Origin of the sequence: Brotocaccenecus cirricatena (assembly GCF_020687045.1) — a bacterium.
Classification (GTDB): Bacteria; Bacillota; Clostridia; order Oscillospirales; family Oscillospiraceae; genus Vescimonas; species Vescimonas cirricatena.
On record NZ_JAJEPW010000032.1, the window covers coordinates 1 to 17,010 of the forward strand.

The 17,010-nt window shown below is 62.5% G+C and carries 18 protein-coding genes, 1 tRNA gene and 1 riboswitch; of the genes, 5 read left to right on the plus strand and 14 right to left on the minus strand.

The genetic code is table 11. The features are described from left to right. Positions 1-43: 43 nt before the first annotated feature. The 8 genes from hbs to recJ all read right to left on the minus strand — a co-directional run bounded on the left by hbs (position 44) and on the right by recJ (position 9,859). Positions 44-322 (minus strand): non-specific DNA-binding protein Hbs, encoded by a 279-nt coding sequence (gene hbs, locus LKD37_RS10720; protein ID WP_302929238.1) that lies wholly within the window; start codon positions 320-322, stop codon positions 44-46. A gap of 85 nt (positions 323-407) precedes the next feature. Then, a complete protein-coding gene (mazG, locus tag LKD37_RS10725) occupies positions 408-1,193 on the minus strand; it encodes a nucleoside triphosphate pyrophosphohydrolase (RefSeq protein ID WP_302929205.1) in 786 nt (261 codons plus the stop codon). An 83-nt stretch (positions 1,194-1,276) separates the two neighbouring features. Further along, entirely contained in the window at positions 1,277-2,866 is a 1,590-nt protein-coding gene (locus LKD37_RS10730; RefSeq protein ID WP_302929206.1) for a putative polysaccharide biosynthesis protein, read from the minus strand. Positions 2,867-2,880: 14 nt separating this feature from the next. Beyond that, positions 2,881-4,362, minus strand: a complete 1,482-nt coding sequence (gene hemZ / locus LKD37_RS10735; protein WP_302929207.1) for a coproporphyrinogen dehydrogenase HemZ — start codon at positions 4,360-4,362, stop codon at positions 2,881-2,883. An 11-nt stretch (positions 4,363-4,373) separates the two neighbouring features. Next, positions 4,374-4,994: an MBL fold metallo-hydrolase gene (locus LKD37_RS10740; RefSeq protein ID WP_302929208.1), complete on the minus strand. Its 621-nt coding sequence runs from the start codon at positions 4,992-4,994 to the stop codon at positions 4,374-4,376. Between the two features lie 69 nt (positions 4,995-5,063). Further along, the gene (gene dtd / locus LKD37_RS10745) at positions 5,064-5,516 is read right to left on the minus strand and encodes a D-aminoacyl-tRNA deacylase (protein WP_302929209.1); all 453 of its coding nucleotides are present in this window, start codon (positions 5,514-5,516) and stop codon (positions 5,064-5,066) included. Positions 5,517-5,558: 42 nt separating this feature from the next. Beyond that, positions 5,559-7,763, minus strand: a complete 2,205-nt coding sequence (locus LKD37_RS10750; protein WP_489696235.1) for a RelA/SpoT family protein — start codon at positions 7,761-7,763, stop codon at positions 5,559-5,561. After that, complete coding sequence (gene recJ / locus LKD37_RS10755; protein WP_302929210.1) at positions 7,760-9,859, minus strand: single-stranded-DNA-specific exonuclease RecJ; 2,100 nt, start codon at positions 9,857-9,859, stop codon at positions 7,760-7,762. The genes LKD37_RS10750 and recJ overlap by 4 nt, the downstream gene beginning before the upstream one ends. Positions 9,860-10,128: 269 nt before the next feature. Continuing rightward, positions 10,129-10,239, plus strand: a riboswitch (TPP riboswitch). A gap of 67 nt (positions 10,240-10,306) precedes the next feature. Between recJ and thiT the strand changes: the two genes are divergently transcribed. Both thiT and LKD37_RS10765 read left to right on the plus strand, forming a co-directional pair. Further along, a complete protein-coding gene (gene thiT / locus LKD37_RS10760; protein WP_302929211.1) occupies positions 10,307-10,867 on the plus strand; it encodes an energy-coupled thiamine transporter ThiT in 561 nt (186 codons plus the stop codon). Between the two features lie 121 nt (positions 10,868-10,988). Then, a tRNA-Gln gene (locus tag LKD37_RS10765) sits at positions 10,989-11,062 on the plus strand. Positions 11,063-11,284: 222 nt separating this feature from the next. On the opposite strand, the gene LKD37_RS10770 is transcribed toward LKD37_RS10765, so the two are convergent. The 3 genes from LKD37_RS10770 to LKD37_RS10780 are packed head-to-tail and all read right to left on the minus strand — an operon-like array spanning position 11,285 to position 13,346. Further along, entirely contained in the window at positions 11,285-11,560 is a 276-nt protein-coding gene (locus tag LKD37_RS10770) for a hypothetical protein (protein ID WP_302929212.1), read from the minus strand. A gap of 49 nt (positions 11,561-11,609) precedes the next feature. Continuing rightward, on the minus strand, positions 11,610-12,953 hold the full coding sequence (locus LKD37_RS10775; protein WP_302929213.1) for a peptidoglycan-binding protein: 1,344 nt from the start codon (positions 12,951-12,953) through the stop codon (positions 11,610-11,612). A 12-nt stretch (positions 12,954-12,965) separates the two neighbouring features. Beyond that, positions 12,966-13,346, minus strand: a complete 381-nt coding sequence (locus LKD37_RS10780) for a hypothetical protein (protein WP_302929214.1) — start codon at positions 13,344-13,346, stop codon at positions 12,966-12,968. A 219-nt stretch (positions 13,347-13,565) separates the two neighbouring features. Here LKD37_RS10780 and LKD37_RS10785 point away from each other — a divergent pair, with 219 nt between their 5' ends. Genes LKD37_RS10785 through LKD37_RS10795 form a run of 3 tightly spaced genes read left to right on the plus strand, consistent with a single transcriptional unit; the run spans position 13,566 to position 15,353 of the window. Continuing rightward, on the plus strand, positions 13,566-14,255 hold the full coding sequence (locus tag LKD37_RS10785) for a hypothetical protein (RefSeq protein ID WP_302929215.1): 690 nt from the start codon (positions 13,566-13,568) through the stop codon (positions 14,253-14,255). A gap of 40 nt (positions 14,256-14,295) precedes the next feature. Beyond that, on the plus strand, positions 14,296-14,697 hold the full coding sequence (locus tag LKD37_RS10790; RefSeq protein ID WP_302929216.1) for a hypothetical protein: 402 nt from the start codon (positions 14,296-14,298) through the stop codon (positions 14,695-14,697). 35 nt (positions 14,698-14,732) lie between these two features. Next, the gene (locus tag LKD37_RS10795; RefSeq protein ID WP_302929217.1) at positions 14,733-15,353 is read left to right on the plus strand and encodes a hypothetical protein; all 621 of its coding nucleotides are present in this window, start codon (positions 14,733-14,735) and stop codon (positions 15,351-15,353) included. Positions 15,354-15,521: 168 nt separating this feature from the next. Here the strand turns inward: LKD37_RS10795 and selD are convergent, their stop codons facing one another. From selD to LKD37_RS10810, 3 genes are read right to left on the minus strand one after another with little or no spacing between them, the layout of a single operon-like run. Then, positions 15,522-16,559 (minus strand): selenide, water dikinase SelD, encoded by a 1,038-nt coding sequence (selD, locus tag LKD37_RS10800; protein ID WP_302929218.1) that lies wholly within the window; start codon positions 16,557-16,559, stop codon positions 15,522-15,524. A gap of 2 nt (positions 16,560-16,561) precedes the next feature. Beyond that, a complete protein-coding gene (locus LKD37_RS10805; RefSeq protein WP_302929219.1) occupies positions 16,562-16,807 on the minus strand; it encodes a putative Se/S carrier protein in 246 nt (81 codons plus the stop codon). Then, entirely contained in the window at positions 16,804-17,010 is a 207-nt protein-coding gene (locus LKD37_RS10810) for a sulfurtransferase TusA family protein (RefSeq protein ID WP_302929220.1), read from the minus strand. Before LKD37_RS10810 ends, LKD37_RS10805 begins: the two co-directional genes overlap by 4 nt.

Here is a 17,010-nt window from a genome sequence, read left to right on the forward strand (position 1 = left end):
GTGCTCTACCGAGCTCCCCGCGCCGCCGGAATGGTCTGTTTTTTTACTTGGCCACGGCGTCCTTCAGGGCCTTGCCGGCCTTGAAAACGGGGGTCTGGGAAGCGGGGATCTCGATGGTCTCCTTGCTTCTGGGGTTGCGGCCGGTGCGGGCAGCGCGCTTCTTCACCTCGAAGGAGCCGAAGCCCATGAGCTGCACCTTCTCCTCCTCGTGCAGGGCGGCGGTGATGGTGCCCAGGGTGGCGGCGATGACAGCCTCGGTGTCCTTCTTGGACATGCCGGTCTTTTCCGCCACGGCGGCGATCAGTTCGGTCTTATTCATGATAGTCCTCCTAAAAATTTTCCTTGGTCAAAATCTATCCCAAAGCGATGAATATCGCATCAGAAACCTGGGTCAGATGGGGGCCGCCTTACTTGGCGGCGTTCCACAGGCCGGTCATTTCCTCCAGGGTCAGGTCCGACACGCTGACGCCCCGGTCCCGGGCCCCCTGCTCCACCGCCCCATAGCGGCGGATGAACTTTTCACAGGCGGCGTTCAGGGCGTCCTCCGGGTCCACTCCGGCAAAGCGGGCGGCCTTCACGGCGGCAAACAGCACGTCCCCCAGCTCCTCGGCCACGTTGGCGCCGTCCTGCACCGCCTGGTGCAGCTCGCCCACCTCCTCGTCCAGCTTGGACAGGGCCCCCTGGATATCCGGCCAGTCGAAGCCATCGTCTGCGGCCTTTTTCTGGAGCTTTTCCGCCCGCCACAGGGCAGGCAGGGACCGGGCCACGCTGTCCATGGCCTGGGTGGTGGTGCGCTGGTGCTTCTCCCGGCGCTTGATGGCATCCCAGCTGACCAGCACCGACTGGGCGTCCTTTTCCGGCTCCGCGCCGCCGAACACATGGGGGTGGCGGAAGATCAGCTTCTTCACCACGCCGTCCACCACGTCCTCCATGGTGAACCGGCCCCGCTGGCGCTCGATGTCCGCGTGGAACACCACCTGCATCAGCACGTCCCCCAGCTCCTCCCGCAGCAGGTCCGCGTCGTCCCGGTCGATGCCCTCGGCGGCCTCATAGGCCTCCTCCAGCAGTCCCCGGCGGATGGATTGGTGGGTCTGCACCTGGTCCCAGGGGCAGCCCTCCGGCGAGCGGAGCACCCGGATGATCTCCAGCAGGTCGTCGTAGTCGTATCGCGCTTTCTCCTTAAAATGTACCATATTCCCGCTCCTATTGCAAGTCCTCTTATCGGCAAAATAGCCTGATGAGGCTGTTTTTCGTGAAAAATGTACGGAATTTTCGTCTATTTCAGCCGCAGCCAGCGGACAAGACGCTCCCCGCCGGGCAGGGCCATGGCCTCCTCCCGGCCCACGGCCCCCAGCAGCAGCGCCGCCCCGGCGTAGATCACCGCCGCCAGGGCCACCGCCAGCAGGGTGGCCAGACCCCCGGGCAGCAGGTCTGCCAGCAGCCGGTGGAGCCACCATGCCGCCGCGCCCATCCCCAGGGCCGCCAGCCCCGGCCGGGAAAATATCCGGAAATAATCGGGCCTTTCCGGCACATATCGGGCGATGGCCATCAGATTCAGCACGGTTATCAGGGCGTAGCAGCACAGGGTGCTTACCGGCAGGCCCCGGATGCCGTAATCGGGGTTGGAGATCATCAGATAGTTCAGGGCGATTTTCAGACCGCCTCCGGCCAGCAGGGTCCAGAGGGGGACTCTTTCCCGGCCATAGGCCTGCAAAATCCCGTTGGACAGGGCCATCAGGCACACAAAAATGCTGCCGACGCCCAGAATTTCCAGGTGATACGCCGCGGCCTCCAGGGTGGCCGCCCCCTTGGCGGGGTACAGCAGCTCCAGAATGGGCCGGGCCAGAACGCTGAGTCCCACCCCCGCCGGCAGGGCCAGCAGGGCCGTCAGCCGGAAGGCGGCGGCGGTGTGCCGCCCGGCGGCGGACCGGTCCCCCCGGGCCAGAGCCGCCCCGATGGCGGGGATCAGGCTGATGGTCAGCGGATAGATAAACGCCGCCGGAAGGGCAAACAGATTCCCGGCATAGCTGTAGGTCCCGTAGAGGCCGGCGGCCTCCGGCTCCGTCAGGCCCCAGGTGTTCTGCAGGATGCCCATGGTGATGGACTGGTCCAGCAGGTTGATGACGGAAAGGCTCACGGAGCCCACGGTGATGGGCACCCCGATGGCCAGCAATTGGCGCAGAATATCCCGGCTCTGTCCCGGGTCGTCCCGGCCCCTGTCCCGGGACAGATGGGTCAGTGTCCACACGGTCAGGGCCAGCAGGGACAGAATCACCCCCGCCGTGACCCCGGCGATGGCACCGGCGGCGGCTATGTGGGAGGGGTACCCCTGCCGCAGCAGCCACCAGGCAAGACCCAGGCCCACCACCAGCTTGCTGGCGGATTCGATGACCTCGCTGGCGGCGGTGGGCCGCATATCGCCCATGCCCTGGGTATAGCCCCGGATCACCGACACCAGACACACGCACAGCACCGCCGGAGACAGCACCCGGATGGCGTCCTCCGCCCGGGTGTTGTGCATCCACCCGGCCAGGTCACCGGCCAGGAAGAACATCAGGCCGCTGCTGAGAAGCCCCAGCAGCAGAAACAGCCAGAAGGCCACGGAGACGATGCGCCGCCGCCGGTTTACCCAGCCCAGAGCCTCCGCCTGGGACACCAGTCGGGAAAGGGCCAGAGGAAGCCCGGCGGTGGACACCATCAGCAGCAGGTTATAGATGTTATAGGCGGCGTAGAAATAGTTCATGCCCTGCTCGTCCAGCAGGTTCCCCAGAGGGATCTTGTACAGGGCGCCGATGGCCTTGGTGACAAGCATGGTGACTGTCAGCAGGGCGGCGCCCCCTAAAAATGACTGCTTCCCCCTGGTCATGGACCCTCCTCATTTCACTTCTTCATATTTTCATGGAATGCCCGGAAGGCCGACAGGTTCTCGGCGATCTTTTCGGGCCGCTGGATATACTCCGTGGGATACTTGGCGTGGAACACCCGCTGGATGCGGCCCCGGACCGGGTCCACCATCTTGGTGGAGCCGCCTGCCCCCAGGGAGAGGATGCTGTGCAGCTCCTCCATGATGTAAATATTATACAGCCCCTGGGCTCCGGATATGCACCAGCCCACGTTTTCAAAGCTGCCGGACATGTACTTCTGGCGATAGAGATAGTACGGAGAGAATCCGGCGGCGCGGAGGGTGGGGTCGGCATAGTCCAGCATCCGGGCCACGTCCTCCGCCGTGGGGATGGGCAGACCCTCCAGCAGGATGCGGCTGCCCTTTTTCAGGCTCAGGGTATGGACGGTGATGTTGTCGGCCCCGAAGGTCAGGCACTTGTCCAGGGTCCGGCGGAAGCCCTCCGGCGTGTCGGCAGGCAGCCCGGCGATCAGGTCCATGTTCACATGGGGAAAGCCCATGGAGGCGGCCAGGGCCATGGTGTCCTCAATGTCCCGGGCGGTGTGGCGGCGGCCGATGGCCTGGAGCACGGTGTCCTCCAGGGACTGGGGGTTGACGCTGATGCGGTCGGCCCCGTGGTCCAGCAGCACCTGGAGCTTTTCCCGGGTGATGGTGTCGGGCCGTCCGGCCTCGATGCAGTATTCCACGCAGCCGGACAGGTCAAAGCTGCGGTTCAGGTGGGTCAGCAGCCGGTCCATCTGCCGGGCGGACAGGGTGGTGGGGGTGCCGCCGCCCATATAGAAGGACTTGATGCGCAGGCCCGTCTCCCGCACCATTTGGGCGGCGTCGGTGATCTCCCGGCACAGCACCTCTAAATACGGCTCCATCAGCCCCAGGGACTTTTCCACCGACTGGGACACGAAGCTGCAATAGGCGCAGCGGGTGGGGCAGAAGGGGATGCCGATATACAGGGAGATGTCCTCCGGGCGCAGGTCCGCCTTGGCCCGCAGGCCCGCCTGGGCGGTTTCCACCGCCAGACGGCGGCGGGAGGGGGAGACATAGTAGGTGTCCCCCAGAATGCGGCTGACCTGGGCGGGGGACTTCCCCTGCTCCAGCAGCCGGGCCGCCAGCTTGCCGGGACGGATGCCCGTCAGCGCGCCCCAGGCCGGGGTCAGACCGGCGATCTCCCGGACGGCCTTGAAGAAGCTCAGCTTCACGGCCTTCTGCCGCAGGCGCTCCCGCTCATACTCGTCCGTCACGTCCCGCAGCAGGGCCCGGGAGGTCCCCCGGCCCAGCCTGCCGCCGTGGGCGATCTCGGTGACGGCGGTGGCGTATACCGGACCCTGGTGCAGGTCCACCCGGGCCCAGTTGTCCTCCCCCAGCCCCGGCTCCTGATACACGGGCCGCTCCTCCGGGAAGAAGGCCAGCAGGCTCTGCTCCACCGCGTAGCGGTCGTCATGACCGCGAAAAACCAGTTTCATAGCCCCGCCCCTTACTTCATGCCCTGGCGGACATAGGGATTCACCCGGCGCTCATAGTCTAGGGTGGTGGGCTGGTCGTGGCCGGGGTAGACCCGGTAGGACCCGGGCAGATTCCCCAGGCGGGCCAGGGATTGCAGCATCTCCCGATAGTCGCCGCCGGCGAAGTCCGTCCGGCCGCAGGAGCAGCGGAACAGGGTGTCGCCGGAGAAGATCACATCCTCCGCCACCAGGCACACGGAGCCCTTGGAGTGGCCCGGAGTCTCCAGCACGGTGACAGTCAGGCTCCCCAGAGTCAGGGTGTCGCCGTCGTGATAATACCGCTGGTTGTGCTCCGGCAGCCGGGAAAACACCAGCTCCATGTCCCCCACCCGGCCGTCCACCACGTCCTTTTCGTTGATGTACACCGGCAGATCCGGGTACTGCTCTAAGATGGGGCGCACGGCGGTGGTGTGGTCAAAGTGGCCGTGGGTCAGCAGGATATACTGCAGTTGGCAGCCGGACCTGGCCACCATGTCCAGCACCCGGGGGGCCTCGTCGCCGGGGTCGATCAGGGCGCAGACCCCTGCCGTCTCGTCGCTCAGCAGGTAGCAGTTGGTCATAATGGGGCCCACCATAATGGAATCAATTTTCATGGGTTCAACCTCCTATTCAGGATAAAAGCGGGCGGACAGCGGCGTCCGCCCGGAAGAATGTGGAATACGTTACGCATTCAGCTGGTCCGTGTCCACCACCAGGGTCAGAGGTCCGTCGTTGACGGATTCCACCAGCATCTCGGCGCCGAACTCGCCGGTTTCGGTATGGATGCCCTTTTCCCGGCACAGGGACACGAACTTTTCATACAGGGGGATGGCCACCTCGGGCCGGGCGGCGGCCAGAAAGTCCGGGCGGCGGCCCTTGCGGCAGTTGCCGTACAGGGTGAACTGGGAGATCACCAGAATTTCACCGTTGACGGTTTCCAGACCACGGTTCATCTTGCCGTCCTCATCCTCGAAGATCCGCAGTCCCGTCAGTTTGTCCGCCAGCTTCACGGCCTGGGCCTCGGTGTCGTCATGGGTGATGCCCAGCAGGATCAGGAAGCCGGGGCCGATGCTGCCGATGGTTTTGCCGTCCACGGATACGGAGGCGCTTTTCACGCGGGTCAGCACTGCTCTCATGGTAATATAGTCTCCTTTTCGGTTAATATATTGTGTTTTTTCTCAGCCCGCCGGGCGGGTGACCCGCATAACGCCGGAAATCTGCTCGATGCGGCGCATGACGGTTTTCAGCTGCTGGCTGCTGGACACATCGGTATCCAGGGTGATCAGGGCGAAGCCGTCGGGGGTGGAGCGGGCGTTCATGGAGGCCACATGGGTCTTGGTGGAGGAGAGCACCGTGGAGATATCCACGATGAGGTTGATGCGGTCCTTGGCCACCACCTGGAGGGTGGTGCGGAAGGTGCCCTCCACGTCCTCGGCCCAGGACACCTTGATCCAGCGGCCCTCCTCATCGGGACGGCGGCGGGCCGGGTCGGCGTTGGGACAGTCCCTCCGGTGGACGGACACCCCGTAGCCCTTGGTGATGAAGCCCACGATGTCGTCCCCGGGGACGGGGGTGCAGCACTTGGAGAACTTCACCAGGCAGTTGCTGAGGCCCTCCACAATGATGCCCTTTTCGCTGTGGGTGCGCTTGGGCACGGCGGGGCGGGTGGCATCGGGGCGGCCTTCCAGCGGCACCTCCGCCTGGCGCTCCTCCTGGTGCTGGTGGAGAATGCGCTGGATATCCTCCCGGATGCGGCCGATGACCTTCAGGCTGCTGATGCCCCCGTAGCCGATGGCGGCGTACAGGTCGTCCAGGCTCTTATAGGTGAGCTTTTTCAGGATGCCGGGGAGGTTTTCGTCGTTGGTAAGCTCCTTCAAAGACACGCCGCAGCGCTTCAGCTCCGACTCGAAGGAGGCCCGGCCCGTGACCACGTTTTCGTCCCGGCGCTCCCGCTTGAGCCACTGGCGGATCTTGGACCGGGCGTTGCTGGACCGGGCGATCTTCACCCAGTCCCGGCTGGGACCGTGGGCCGACTGGGAGGTGACCACCTCCACGATGTCGCCGTTTTTCAGGCGGCAGTCGAAGGGCACGATGCGGCCGTTGACCTTGGCGGCCACCATGTGGTTGCCCACGGCGGAGTGGATGTTATAGGCAAAGTCGATGGGGGTGGCCCCGGCAGGCAGGTTGATGACGTCGCCCCGAGGGGTGAACACAAACACCTCGTCGGCGAACATATCCACCTTCAGGGAGTGGATGAACTCCTCGGCGTCGGCCCCCTCCTGATTCTCCAGCAGGCGGCGGACCCACTCATACCGGCCCTCGTCGCCGCCGCCCTGGCCGTTCTGCTTATACTTCCAGTGGGCGGCGATGCCGTATTCGGCCACCTCATGCATCTCCTTGGTGCGGATCTGCACCTCGAAGGGGACGCCGTTCTGGCCCATGACGGTGGTGTGGAGGCTCTGGTACATATTGGGCTTAGGGGTGCCGATATAGTCCTTGAACCGGCCCAGCACGGGCTTGTACAGGTCGTGGATGATGCCCAGAACGTAATAGCAGTCGGACACCGTGTCCACGATGACCCGGAAGGCGAACAGGTCATACACGTCGTCCAGGGACTTGTTCTGGGTGTACATCTTGCGATAGATGGAGTAGGGGTGCTTCATGCGGCCATAGACATAGCCGTCGATATGGGCCTCCTCCAGGCGCTGGGTGATCTGGTCGTGGATGGAGGACATGAAGCCGTCGTACTCCGTGGCCTTCTCGTCCAGGGCGTCCACGATCTCCCGGTAGCTGATGGGGTCCAGGTATTTCAGGGACAGGTCCTCCAGCTCCCACTTCATCTTCTGCATGCCCAGGCGGTGGGCGATGGGGGCGTAGATCTCCAGGGTCTCGAAAGACTTCTGCTTCTGCTTCTCCGGGGTCTGGTACTCCATGGTGCGCATATTGTGGAGCCGGTCGGAGACCTTGATGAGGATCACCCGGATGTCCTTGGACATGGCCAGCAGCATTTTGCGCAGATTCTCCATCTGCTCCTGGGCCTTGGAGGTATAGTGGACCCGGGTCAGCTTGCTGACCCCCTCCACCAGGTCCGCCACCGTGGGGGAGAACTGCTTGGCGATGTCCTCGTGGGTGGCGGAGGTATCCTCAATGGTGTCGTGGAGCAGGGCGGCCTCGATGGACTCGGAGTCCAGGTGCAGCTCCTCGGCCACGATCTGGGCCACGGCCAGGGGGTGGGTCACAAAGGGTGAGCCGTCCTTGCGCAGCTGGCCCTGGTGGGCGGCGGCGGCAAATTCATAGGCGGCCCGGATCTTGTCGAAGCTGGCGGTGGGGTTATAGGCCCGCACCGTGTCCTCCAGGCGTTGGTATCGTTCTTCCATTGTCATAAGCGTCCCCCTCCTCGTGATGTGTCCAGCGCCCGGTGCAGGTGCAGCAGATATTCCGAACGGTCCAGGGCTACCTTCTTGCCCTGGCTGGTGAGATGCAGGCTTATGCTGTCGCCCAGGCGGCGGCACTGCAGCAGGCCCCGTTCCCGGAACACCTCCAGGCACAGCACCGTCCGCAAAAAGGGCTCCGCCCCCTGCAGCGCCCCGGACAGCCGCCGCAGCAGCGGCAGATAGTCCGTTTCCAGTCCGTCGGGGGGCACCGCGTGCTGCAGGGCCCGCCACAGGCTCACGCACTGGTCCCGGGAGGGCAGCAGGCGCACGGCGTCCCGGGGACGCAGCTCGTCCCCCCGCAGGCAGCGGTCCACCAGCTCCAGGGACTCCTCCTCCCGGGTGCTGCCGGTAAGGGAGGGACGGATATCCACCATCTGCATCTGGACGGTGCGGCTGCTGCGGAACTCGTTGATCTGAAGATAGAAGGCGGCGTCCACCCGGTCGCCGGGGGCCACGCCGCAGGTCTGGGCCACGGCGGAGAAGAAGATGCCGTCAAACTGGGCGCTGCCCTTGGTCAGGCGCAGCTTCAGGTGCCGGTTCTGGCCCACGTTCTGAAGCCGGTCCAACGTGGCGCCCCGCAGGCAGAACACCGGCCGGGCGTTGCCCGCCCCGTAGGGCTCTAAGGCGTCCAGGGCCTCCACCTCCGCCAGGTTCACCCGGCCCGCCTGGCCGATGGGCACGTCCACCTGCAGGCAGGACACCGGGGCCTTGCCGCCCCGGAACCGGCTGGCGTATTGGTTCATCCGCTGCCGGAAGGCGGGGATGTTCTTTTCTTCAATGGTAAAGCCCGCCGCCAGCTCATGGCCGCCGAAGCCCAGCAGCAGGTCGGAGCAGGCCTCCAGCGCGGCGAACAGATTGAACCCGCCCCAGCTGCGGCAGGACCCCTTGCCGGTGCCGCCGGACAGGTGGATCATAAAGCTGGGACAGGCGTATTTTTCCGAAAGGCGGGAGGCCACGATGCCCACCACCCCCTGGTGCCAGGTGTCGGAGGCCAGCACCAGGGCGCTGCGCTCCTGGGGCGGGGTCTCCTCGATCTGTTCCACGGCCTGGGAGTAGATCTCCTGCTCCACGGCCTGGCGCTCCCGGTTCAGGGCGCACAGCTCCCGGGCCAGGTGCTCCGCCCGGTGGGGATCGGTGCACAGCAGCAGGTCCGCCGCCATGTCCGCCGCGCCCATGCGCCCGGCGGCGTTGATGCGGGGGGCCAGGACGAAGCCGATCTGCACGGAGGTGACGGTTTTGTCGGACAGGCCCGCCTCATGCAGCAGGGCGTGGAGGCCGATGAAGTCCGACCGGCTGATGGACGCCAGGCCCCGGGACACGATGGTGCGGTTTTCGCCGGACATCTGCATCACGTCGGCCACGGTGCCGATGGCGGCCAGGGTGCAGTAGCGGGACAGCAGGGCCTCCTCCCGGCTCTCGCCCCCCAGGGCCAGCACCAGCTTCAGCGCCACGCCGCAGCCGGCCAGGTGCTTGAAGGGATAGCCGCAGCCGGGCCGGTGGGGGTCCACCACGGCGCAGGCCGGGGGCAGCTCCTCCTTGCACTCGTGGTGGTCCGTCACCACCACGTCCATGCCCAGGGAGTTGGCGTAGGCCACCTCCTCCACGCCGGTGATGCCGCAGTCCACCGTTACCAGCAGGCGGACCCCCTGCCCGTGCAGGGACAGGATGGCGTCCCTTCCCAGGCCGTAGCCATCCTCGATGCGGCGGGGGATATAGTGCACCACGTCGCCGCCACGGGACAGGAGATAGTCCACCAGGATCACCGTGGCGGTGATGCCGTCCACGTCATAGTCGCCGAAAACGGCGATCTTTTCCCCGCCGGCCAGGGCGCGGCTCACCCGCTGGGCGGCCTTGTCCATGTCCTTCATCAAAAAGGGGGAATAGGGCAGGTCCCGGTCCCGCTCTAAGAAGGCGGCGGCCTCCTCCGGGGTGGTGATCCCCCGGGAGGCCAGCACCGAGGACACCAGATAGGGGTACCCGGCCCCGGTGAGCCGGTCCACTGCCCCGGCGGGCAGCTCCGGTATGCTCCACTGCTGGTATTTCATGACAGGACACCCCTTTCCCGGTACTGCAAATAATATTTTATTATAGCAAACACCGAATGACTTGACAAGGGGCGGACGTTGGATTTTCGGGGATTTTGCCAGCCGGTGTGCGCCTGCGGGAGACAGCCGGAAACCCGGACCTATAAAACGGACACATCCGGATAGAAAACCCGCCTATCCCCGAAGGGCATACCGGCGTAGAATAGACGCATATACCGCGCCGGTATGCTGAGGGCTTGACAAAAAACGACAGCCGTGATAGAATATCCTCACAATCCAAGGGGTGCTGGCGCAAGCTGGCTGAGATGAGACGTATCGCCGTCCGGTCCCTCGAACCTGATCCGGGTAATGCCGGCGTAGGAATGCGAGAATATGGCTTTTGTTTCCGCATTGCCACGCCTCCAGGGCCCGCGATGCGGATATTTTTTCAAAGAGGAGAAATCACACATGAAAATCAACAAGACCCGCATGATCTGCGAGGCCGCCATCTTCATCGCCATGGCGGAGATCCTCAGCCTCATCAAGCTCTATGAGTTCCCCAACGGCGGCTCCATCACCCTGGAGATGCTGCCCATCATCCTGTTCGCCGCCCGGTACGGCTGCGGCTGGGGCTCTCTGGCGGGCCTGGTGTACGGCACCATCACCTACCTCATCGGCAACAAGTTCTCCGTTGACTGGACCACCATCATCTGCGACTACTTCATCGCCTTTGTGGCACTGGGCTTTGGCGCGGGCCTGCTGTCCCGCCGCAAGTGGAGCGTTTACTATGGCACGCTCATCGGCGGCGTGCTGCGCTTTTTGGCGCATTTCCTCATCGGCGTCTTTGTGTGGGGCAAGTGGATGCCCGACACGTTCCTCGGCAAGCCCATGACCAGCCCCTGGATCTACTCCCTGATCTATAACGGAAGCTACATGCTGCCCAGCATCGTTCTGTGCCTAGTGGTGTTTGCCCTGCTGTATAAGCCGCTGCGGAAGTATTTCACGTCGGCAGACCTGCTGGCGGCGTAACGTCTCTTACCCTCTCCGGGGGCGGGCCAAACCGCCCCCGGAAAATTTTTTCAAAAGCCGGGAAAAAAGTGTTGACAAACGCCGGAAAACGAGTATAATAAGTTTTGTTCGTCAGGAACATAGCGGGATTGTGTAAAGGTAGCACAGCGGACTCTGACTCCGTATGTGAGGGTTCGAATCCTTCTCCCGCTGCCAAAAGACTCTCAGCTTATGCTGGGAGTTTTTTCTTTTGCCATGGTTCTGTCATAGGGATTCGGACCCTCACACAAATTCAATCCGGGCGCAGCTCCCGGCGCTTGCGCCGGGGGTTCGAATCCTTCTCCCGCTGCCAAAAAGACTCTCAGCAAAAGCTGAGGGTCTTTTCTTTTTGCCATGGTTCTCTCATAGGGATTCCCGGGCCGCTGAGGGCAGCGGCTCCTATTCGGAAAATATGCGGACCTGTCCGCCGTCCGGGGCCTCCAGAGCGGCGTACCGGCCCTGCTCCTCCAGGGCAGCGAAGACCGGGAGGTCCCCTGCGGCGGCTGCTCCCTGTATGCCCGCCGGGCGGAACTGCCCGGCGCGGACTTCCGGCTGATCACGGACCCCGCCAGCAATCAGCATATGACCGTCATCCGCCAGGCCGGACAGTCCGGCATCAACCGGGACACCATGGCCCTGGTGGACAAATTTCTGGACCGGCTGTTCTGATCCCATAACGCCGCAGAGGCGGCAGACGATTTCGTCTGCCGCCTCTGTTTTATTATCAGTACCCCGCCCCCTGGGTGACGATCTTCGCCCACAGCACAGGGCCCACGGCCCCGGTGGGGTCGATGCCCAGCTTTCGCTGCAAGGCCAGCACAGCGGCCTGGGTACCCCGGCCGAAAATGCCGTCCTCCGCCACGGCGGGAATATCCGGGTCCTGGGCCGCAATGCGATTCAGCTGCTGCTGCAAAAACAGTACCGTGTCGCCCCGGTCCCCCAGGACGATGAACCGCCCCGGATAAATCTCCCGGGCAAACTGCTGATAGTCCTCCGGCAGGTCCTCCAGCACGTCCTCATAGGCCCGCCGCAGGGCGTTCCAGGTATCCCGGCCCACCACCCCGTCGGTGGTCAGGCCCGCGTAGCTTTGGAAGGCGTACACGGCGTCCAGCATCTCCTGGTCAAAGACATCGCTGAGCCGGATGGGCGGCAGCTCCGGCAGGAAATACCCCAGAAAAGCCAGGAAAAACCGCACCGTCCGCACCGCCAGGCCGCTGTCCCCCAGCCGCAGGGCCTCGGTATACTGCCTCTGCACCTCGGAGATGGTCAGCCCCTCGCCGGACAGCTCCGACAGGCCCTTGACGCCGTTATAGATCTGCTTGATCTTGTACCAGGTGGCCTTGCCCACGATGCCGTCCGGGGTCAGGTTGAAGATCTGCTGGAAGGACTTCACCGCCTCCTCCATGGGCACGTCGAACACCGTGGACGGCTCCGGTATCTCCGGAATGGCCGGATAGTTCCGGCGGATGCGGCTCAATTGCCGCTGGAGAAGCAGCACGTCGTTGCCCACGTCCCCCCGGCGCAGAGGGCGCCCGGGATAGGAGGGCACGTTCCCCCCTACCGGGGCGTTGAACACAATGCTGATATCCCCTCCGTAGTAGTATTGCAGAATCTCATAGGGGTTCATGCCGTCCCGGGCCAGGTCCACACTGCCCCACTGAGACAGTCCCCCGCACTGGGTCCGCACTCCGTCGCAGAACTGGGCAAACAGCGGCTCCACGCTGCCCTGCCGGACGATATAGTTGTTGAAGCTGTCGTCCACGATCTGGCTGATGTTCTCGAAAACGTCGCCGCCGTCCACATAGGCCTGGTCATACTGGGTGGTGCTGGTGATGTCATAGTCGTATCCCCGGGTGCGGTAATACTCGGTATACACCCGGTTCAGGGCGTAGGAGATCTGGGCCAGGATGTTGGCCCGGATGGCGCTCTCCGGCCAGGTGGGGTAAATTTCGTGGGACGCCACGTTCTTGATGTAGGAGGCAAAGGGCACCTCCACGTTCCGTGCGCCGGACCCCGGCGGGCCTAGGTGTACGGTAATGGTCTCCGGGACCACAGGCGTTGCAGGCATCGCGCTCCCCCCTTATATCACCGGCTCCAGCATCACCGGCAGAATGGATTCGATGCGGGCATACACCGTGACCTCCCGGTCCTCCTGGGGCACGAACAAGGGGTGCCGCACCGACACCAGGTAACCGGTGCCGCTGATGGAGGCGGTGTCCGGCGCCTGGGACCAGGCGGCGGGCAGGGCCGGCAGGGCGATGCCCTGAACGATACCCGATTCATCGGTCAGCCCCCGGTAAAACGTGTGGGTCTGGCCCCCGAACCGCCGGTATACCTCCACCCTTGCCCCGGCTACCGGAAATGTCCCGCCGCCGGAGGCCACCTGCACCCGCAGACTCCCCTGGTCGGGGTGGGCCTGCAAAAACGTGGACAGGGGCACATGCTGGGAAAAATCGGACATAGACATACATCCTTTCCTGGAAACTTCCCCTCAGTATATGCCCCCGGCCCGGGAAAAATACGCCTTTTTTCTGTGTGGATTTGTAAAATATAGGATTGCCAACTCTGTGTTTTTTTGCTATAATTCCAACAGATACGTTAATATACCCGAAAATTGGAATTTTCTGATAATTTCATTCTTCCCATAGCGCAGTGAATGAATTTGAAGGGAGATACATGTATGAGAAATCCGTATTTGAAGGAAATGAATATTTTCATGGCACTGCACTGGAAGGATACATTGGAAGCTAACGGTTTTTTTGCCCTTCGCGACTTCACTGAATGGGTTCGCGTGGTGAATAGAAATGTCATGCAGATCATCCTTTGTTCTGGATATACACTGCCAGAAATTCTCTTTTACTCCCAGACTCTGTCAGAGTACATGTGGTGCAATTATCGCAACCAGACAGACATGACATCCTATTCGTTAAATTTTTATCGGAATGCCAGTGCACAATATGATGAGAACTGTCGTTATATATGCACAAATAATGATTTAAATATGCAGTTGCAGTACACTATTGAAACATTGAACACGATCCATACGGCCCAGGATATTCTATCTTATCCCCATGAAAGAGAACTCGTTTTTCATAGGCGGCCTTGCCTTTGGTATGATGCTGGTGATATGGATGGCGTGTGGAAAGCCTTGGAGAATGTCAAGTGCCCTACTTCCTATTACTTTCAGGGAGATGTTCCTCCGGAAAAGCTGAAACGGGACTATTGGCGGGTATGGAAACCCATGACGGCCTTCGTAGCCCAGGACTGCCTGGCCACGGGGAGTCTACAGCCCTTGACGGACTTCGCGGAGGAATCCAGGGAGTTCAACCTCAAGTACCTAAAGCGCTATATGCCGTGGCTGCTGAAATAGAAACAGCATACACCTGATCATTGTAAAAGGGGGCTTTGGCATGGACGCGGCTGTGGAAAAGGAAATTGTACGGAGGTACTTCTCAAAGGCGCGCCAGGACCGCGCTTTATACGCTCTGCAATCATCAAAAAGGCATTCATACATCTGGAAGCTGGACGAGTCGTTTTTCAGGCGCACCGGCCGCCAGGAGTTCTCTCCCGGAAGTGATATCCGTTCGGAGCTGAAAAGACAGGGGTGCGGCAGGTTGTGCTATGTGATTTCAATCGAAGAATCCATCGACGGGACCTACGCTCCCGTTGAGGATGCGATCCAATCGACCATTGGAAACGGCCCTGCGCTGATGGTTTTCAATGAGGCCAACCTGGCTTATTTTGAGGGCGAGCACGAAATCGGCTCAAAGACAAAAAGATTTCTTATCCGGGCTTTAAGCCGCGATGGGTGAGTTTTTACCGCTGGGAAGATATAGGAGGAAAGCAGATGTCACGAAAAAACATACCGCAAATTGATGCGCTGGTCCAGCGCACCTTCGCGCAGAAAATGTGGGATAACGGGTTCCATCCCTATAAGGACCATACAGAGTGGCTGCGCCTGGTAGATGGAAATATCCTCCAGATCGCTTTATTTTACGAGTATCTGACCATAGACCTGCGGGTGGAGTATTACGCACAAACGCTGTCAGAATACCTATGGTGCAACTATCGCCAGTCCAATATACGGGGCTACATTGCCGGTTATTTTTGTGACATGCTCGGAAGGTACAAGCTTGGCGATCCGGAAATGTGTCGTGTGGCGGGTCCCTATGGCGGCACAGCGGTTTGGATGAAATCTCAGGACCTCTACTGGCAGATGGAATGTGCTCTTAACGCCCTGAACGAAGTGCGGACACCGGCAGACATCCTGAAAGTATCTCCCGCTGAGGTCGATCGTCCGGAGCGTCCCTGCCTTCGGTATGAAATCGGCGATGAGGCCATGACATGGGCTGCTCTGAAAAATTCAACCTATATCAATAAACGTGACTATGATCAGGATGTCCCTCCGGAAAAGCTGAAACGGGACTATTGGCGGGTATGGAAACCCATGACGGCCTTCGTAGCCTAGGACTGCCTGGCCAAGGGGAGTCTACAGCCCTTGACGGACTTCGCGGAGGAATCCAGGGCATTCAACCTCAAGTACCTAAAGCGCTATATGCCGTGGCTGCTCCAATAACCATGCCGCGAACCCTCTGATATAACACAACCCCCTCCGGCCATGCCGGAGGGGGTTCGTTTATTCCAGAATCAGCCAGTTTTCGTCCTTTCCGGTGACGTAGCCCACCTGGGCCGCGGCGGGGATGCTGTCCCGCAGCTCCCGCAGGCAGGCCTCCGCGTCGGCGGGGTCCACCGCCATCAGCAGGCCGCCGCTGGTCTGGGGATCATACAGCAGGTCCTGCATGGTGCGGCTGACGTTCCCCCGGACGGTGACGCCCTTTTCGGCGTAATCCCGGTTGCGGTAGGCCCCGGCGGGGATCAGGCCCATGGCGGCCAGGTCCCAGGCCTCCGGGTGGAAGGGCACGTTGCCGCTCTGGATGTGCACGGTGCAGCCGCTGCCCTGGGCCATCTCGAAGCCGTGGCCCAGCAGGGCAAAGCCCGTCACGTCGGTGCAGCTGTGGACCCGGTATTTCACCATGATATCCCGGGCGGTCCGGTTCAGGGCGGCCATCTGGCGATAGATCCGGTCCATCACCGCAGGCTCCGCCAGCCCCGCCTTGGCGGCAGTGGTCAGCACGCCCACGCCCAAAGGCTTGGTCAGCAGCAGGACGTCCCCGGGCTTTGCGCCGCTGTTGGTCAGCACCCGCTTGGGGTGCACGAAGCCGGACACGGCCAGGCCGTAAATCGGCTCCGCGCCGTGGATGGTGTGTCCCCCGGTGATGATGGCCCCGGCCTCATAGGCCTTGTCGTATCCGCCCCGCAGCAGCTCCTGGACCATCTCCCGGGTCATGGACTCCGGCAGGCACAGGATGTTCAGGGCCAGCTTCGGCTCCCCGCCCATGGCATACACGTCGCTGATGGCGTTGGCCGCGGCGATCTGTCCATACAGGAAGGGATCGTCCACAATGGGTGGGAAAAAGTCCGTGGTCTGCACCAGGGCCGTGTTCTCGTCCAGCAGATACACGCTGGCGTCGTCGGATTTGTCGTACCCCACCAGCAGCCGGGGGTCCGAATGGGTCCGGAACCCATCCAGCAGCTTCACCAGGGTCCCGGCCCCCATCTTGGCCCCGCATCCGGCGCAGGAGGCCAGCTTGGTCAGCTTCACTTCCGTTTCCATGGTCATTCCTCCGTCCGTTGATAAACCGGCGTATAGCTCCGCCCGTCCCAGGCGGCAATGCGCTCCACGTCTCCGGCGGCCTCGCCCTGGGGCTCCAGCCACCGCCCCTCACACCGCACGCAGGTGCCGCAGCTGCTGCTGAGATTCCGGGGCACCGACATCACCCGGCACTCGATCCCCTGCTCCCGGCACAGCTGCTGATACCGCATGGCGCCGAAGTGAGAAAAAAACGTTGCGAAATAGGTCATTTGGTAAAGGTCAGCGTCCATTCGCCGCCGTTTTCCTGCACCTGGACCTGATAGCCCTGGTGCTGGGCATAGCGGGTGGTGTTCTCCCGGGAGGCGTGGTTGTCCACCAGGATCTGATAGGCGGCCTCGCCGCTCTGCATAGCCGCCCGCAGCAGCACCACGGGCTCGGGGCAGGACAGCCCCCGTGCGTCGATGACTTTCAT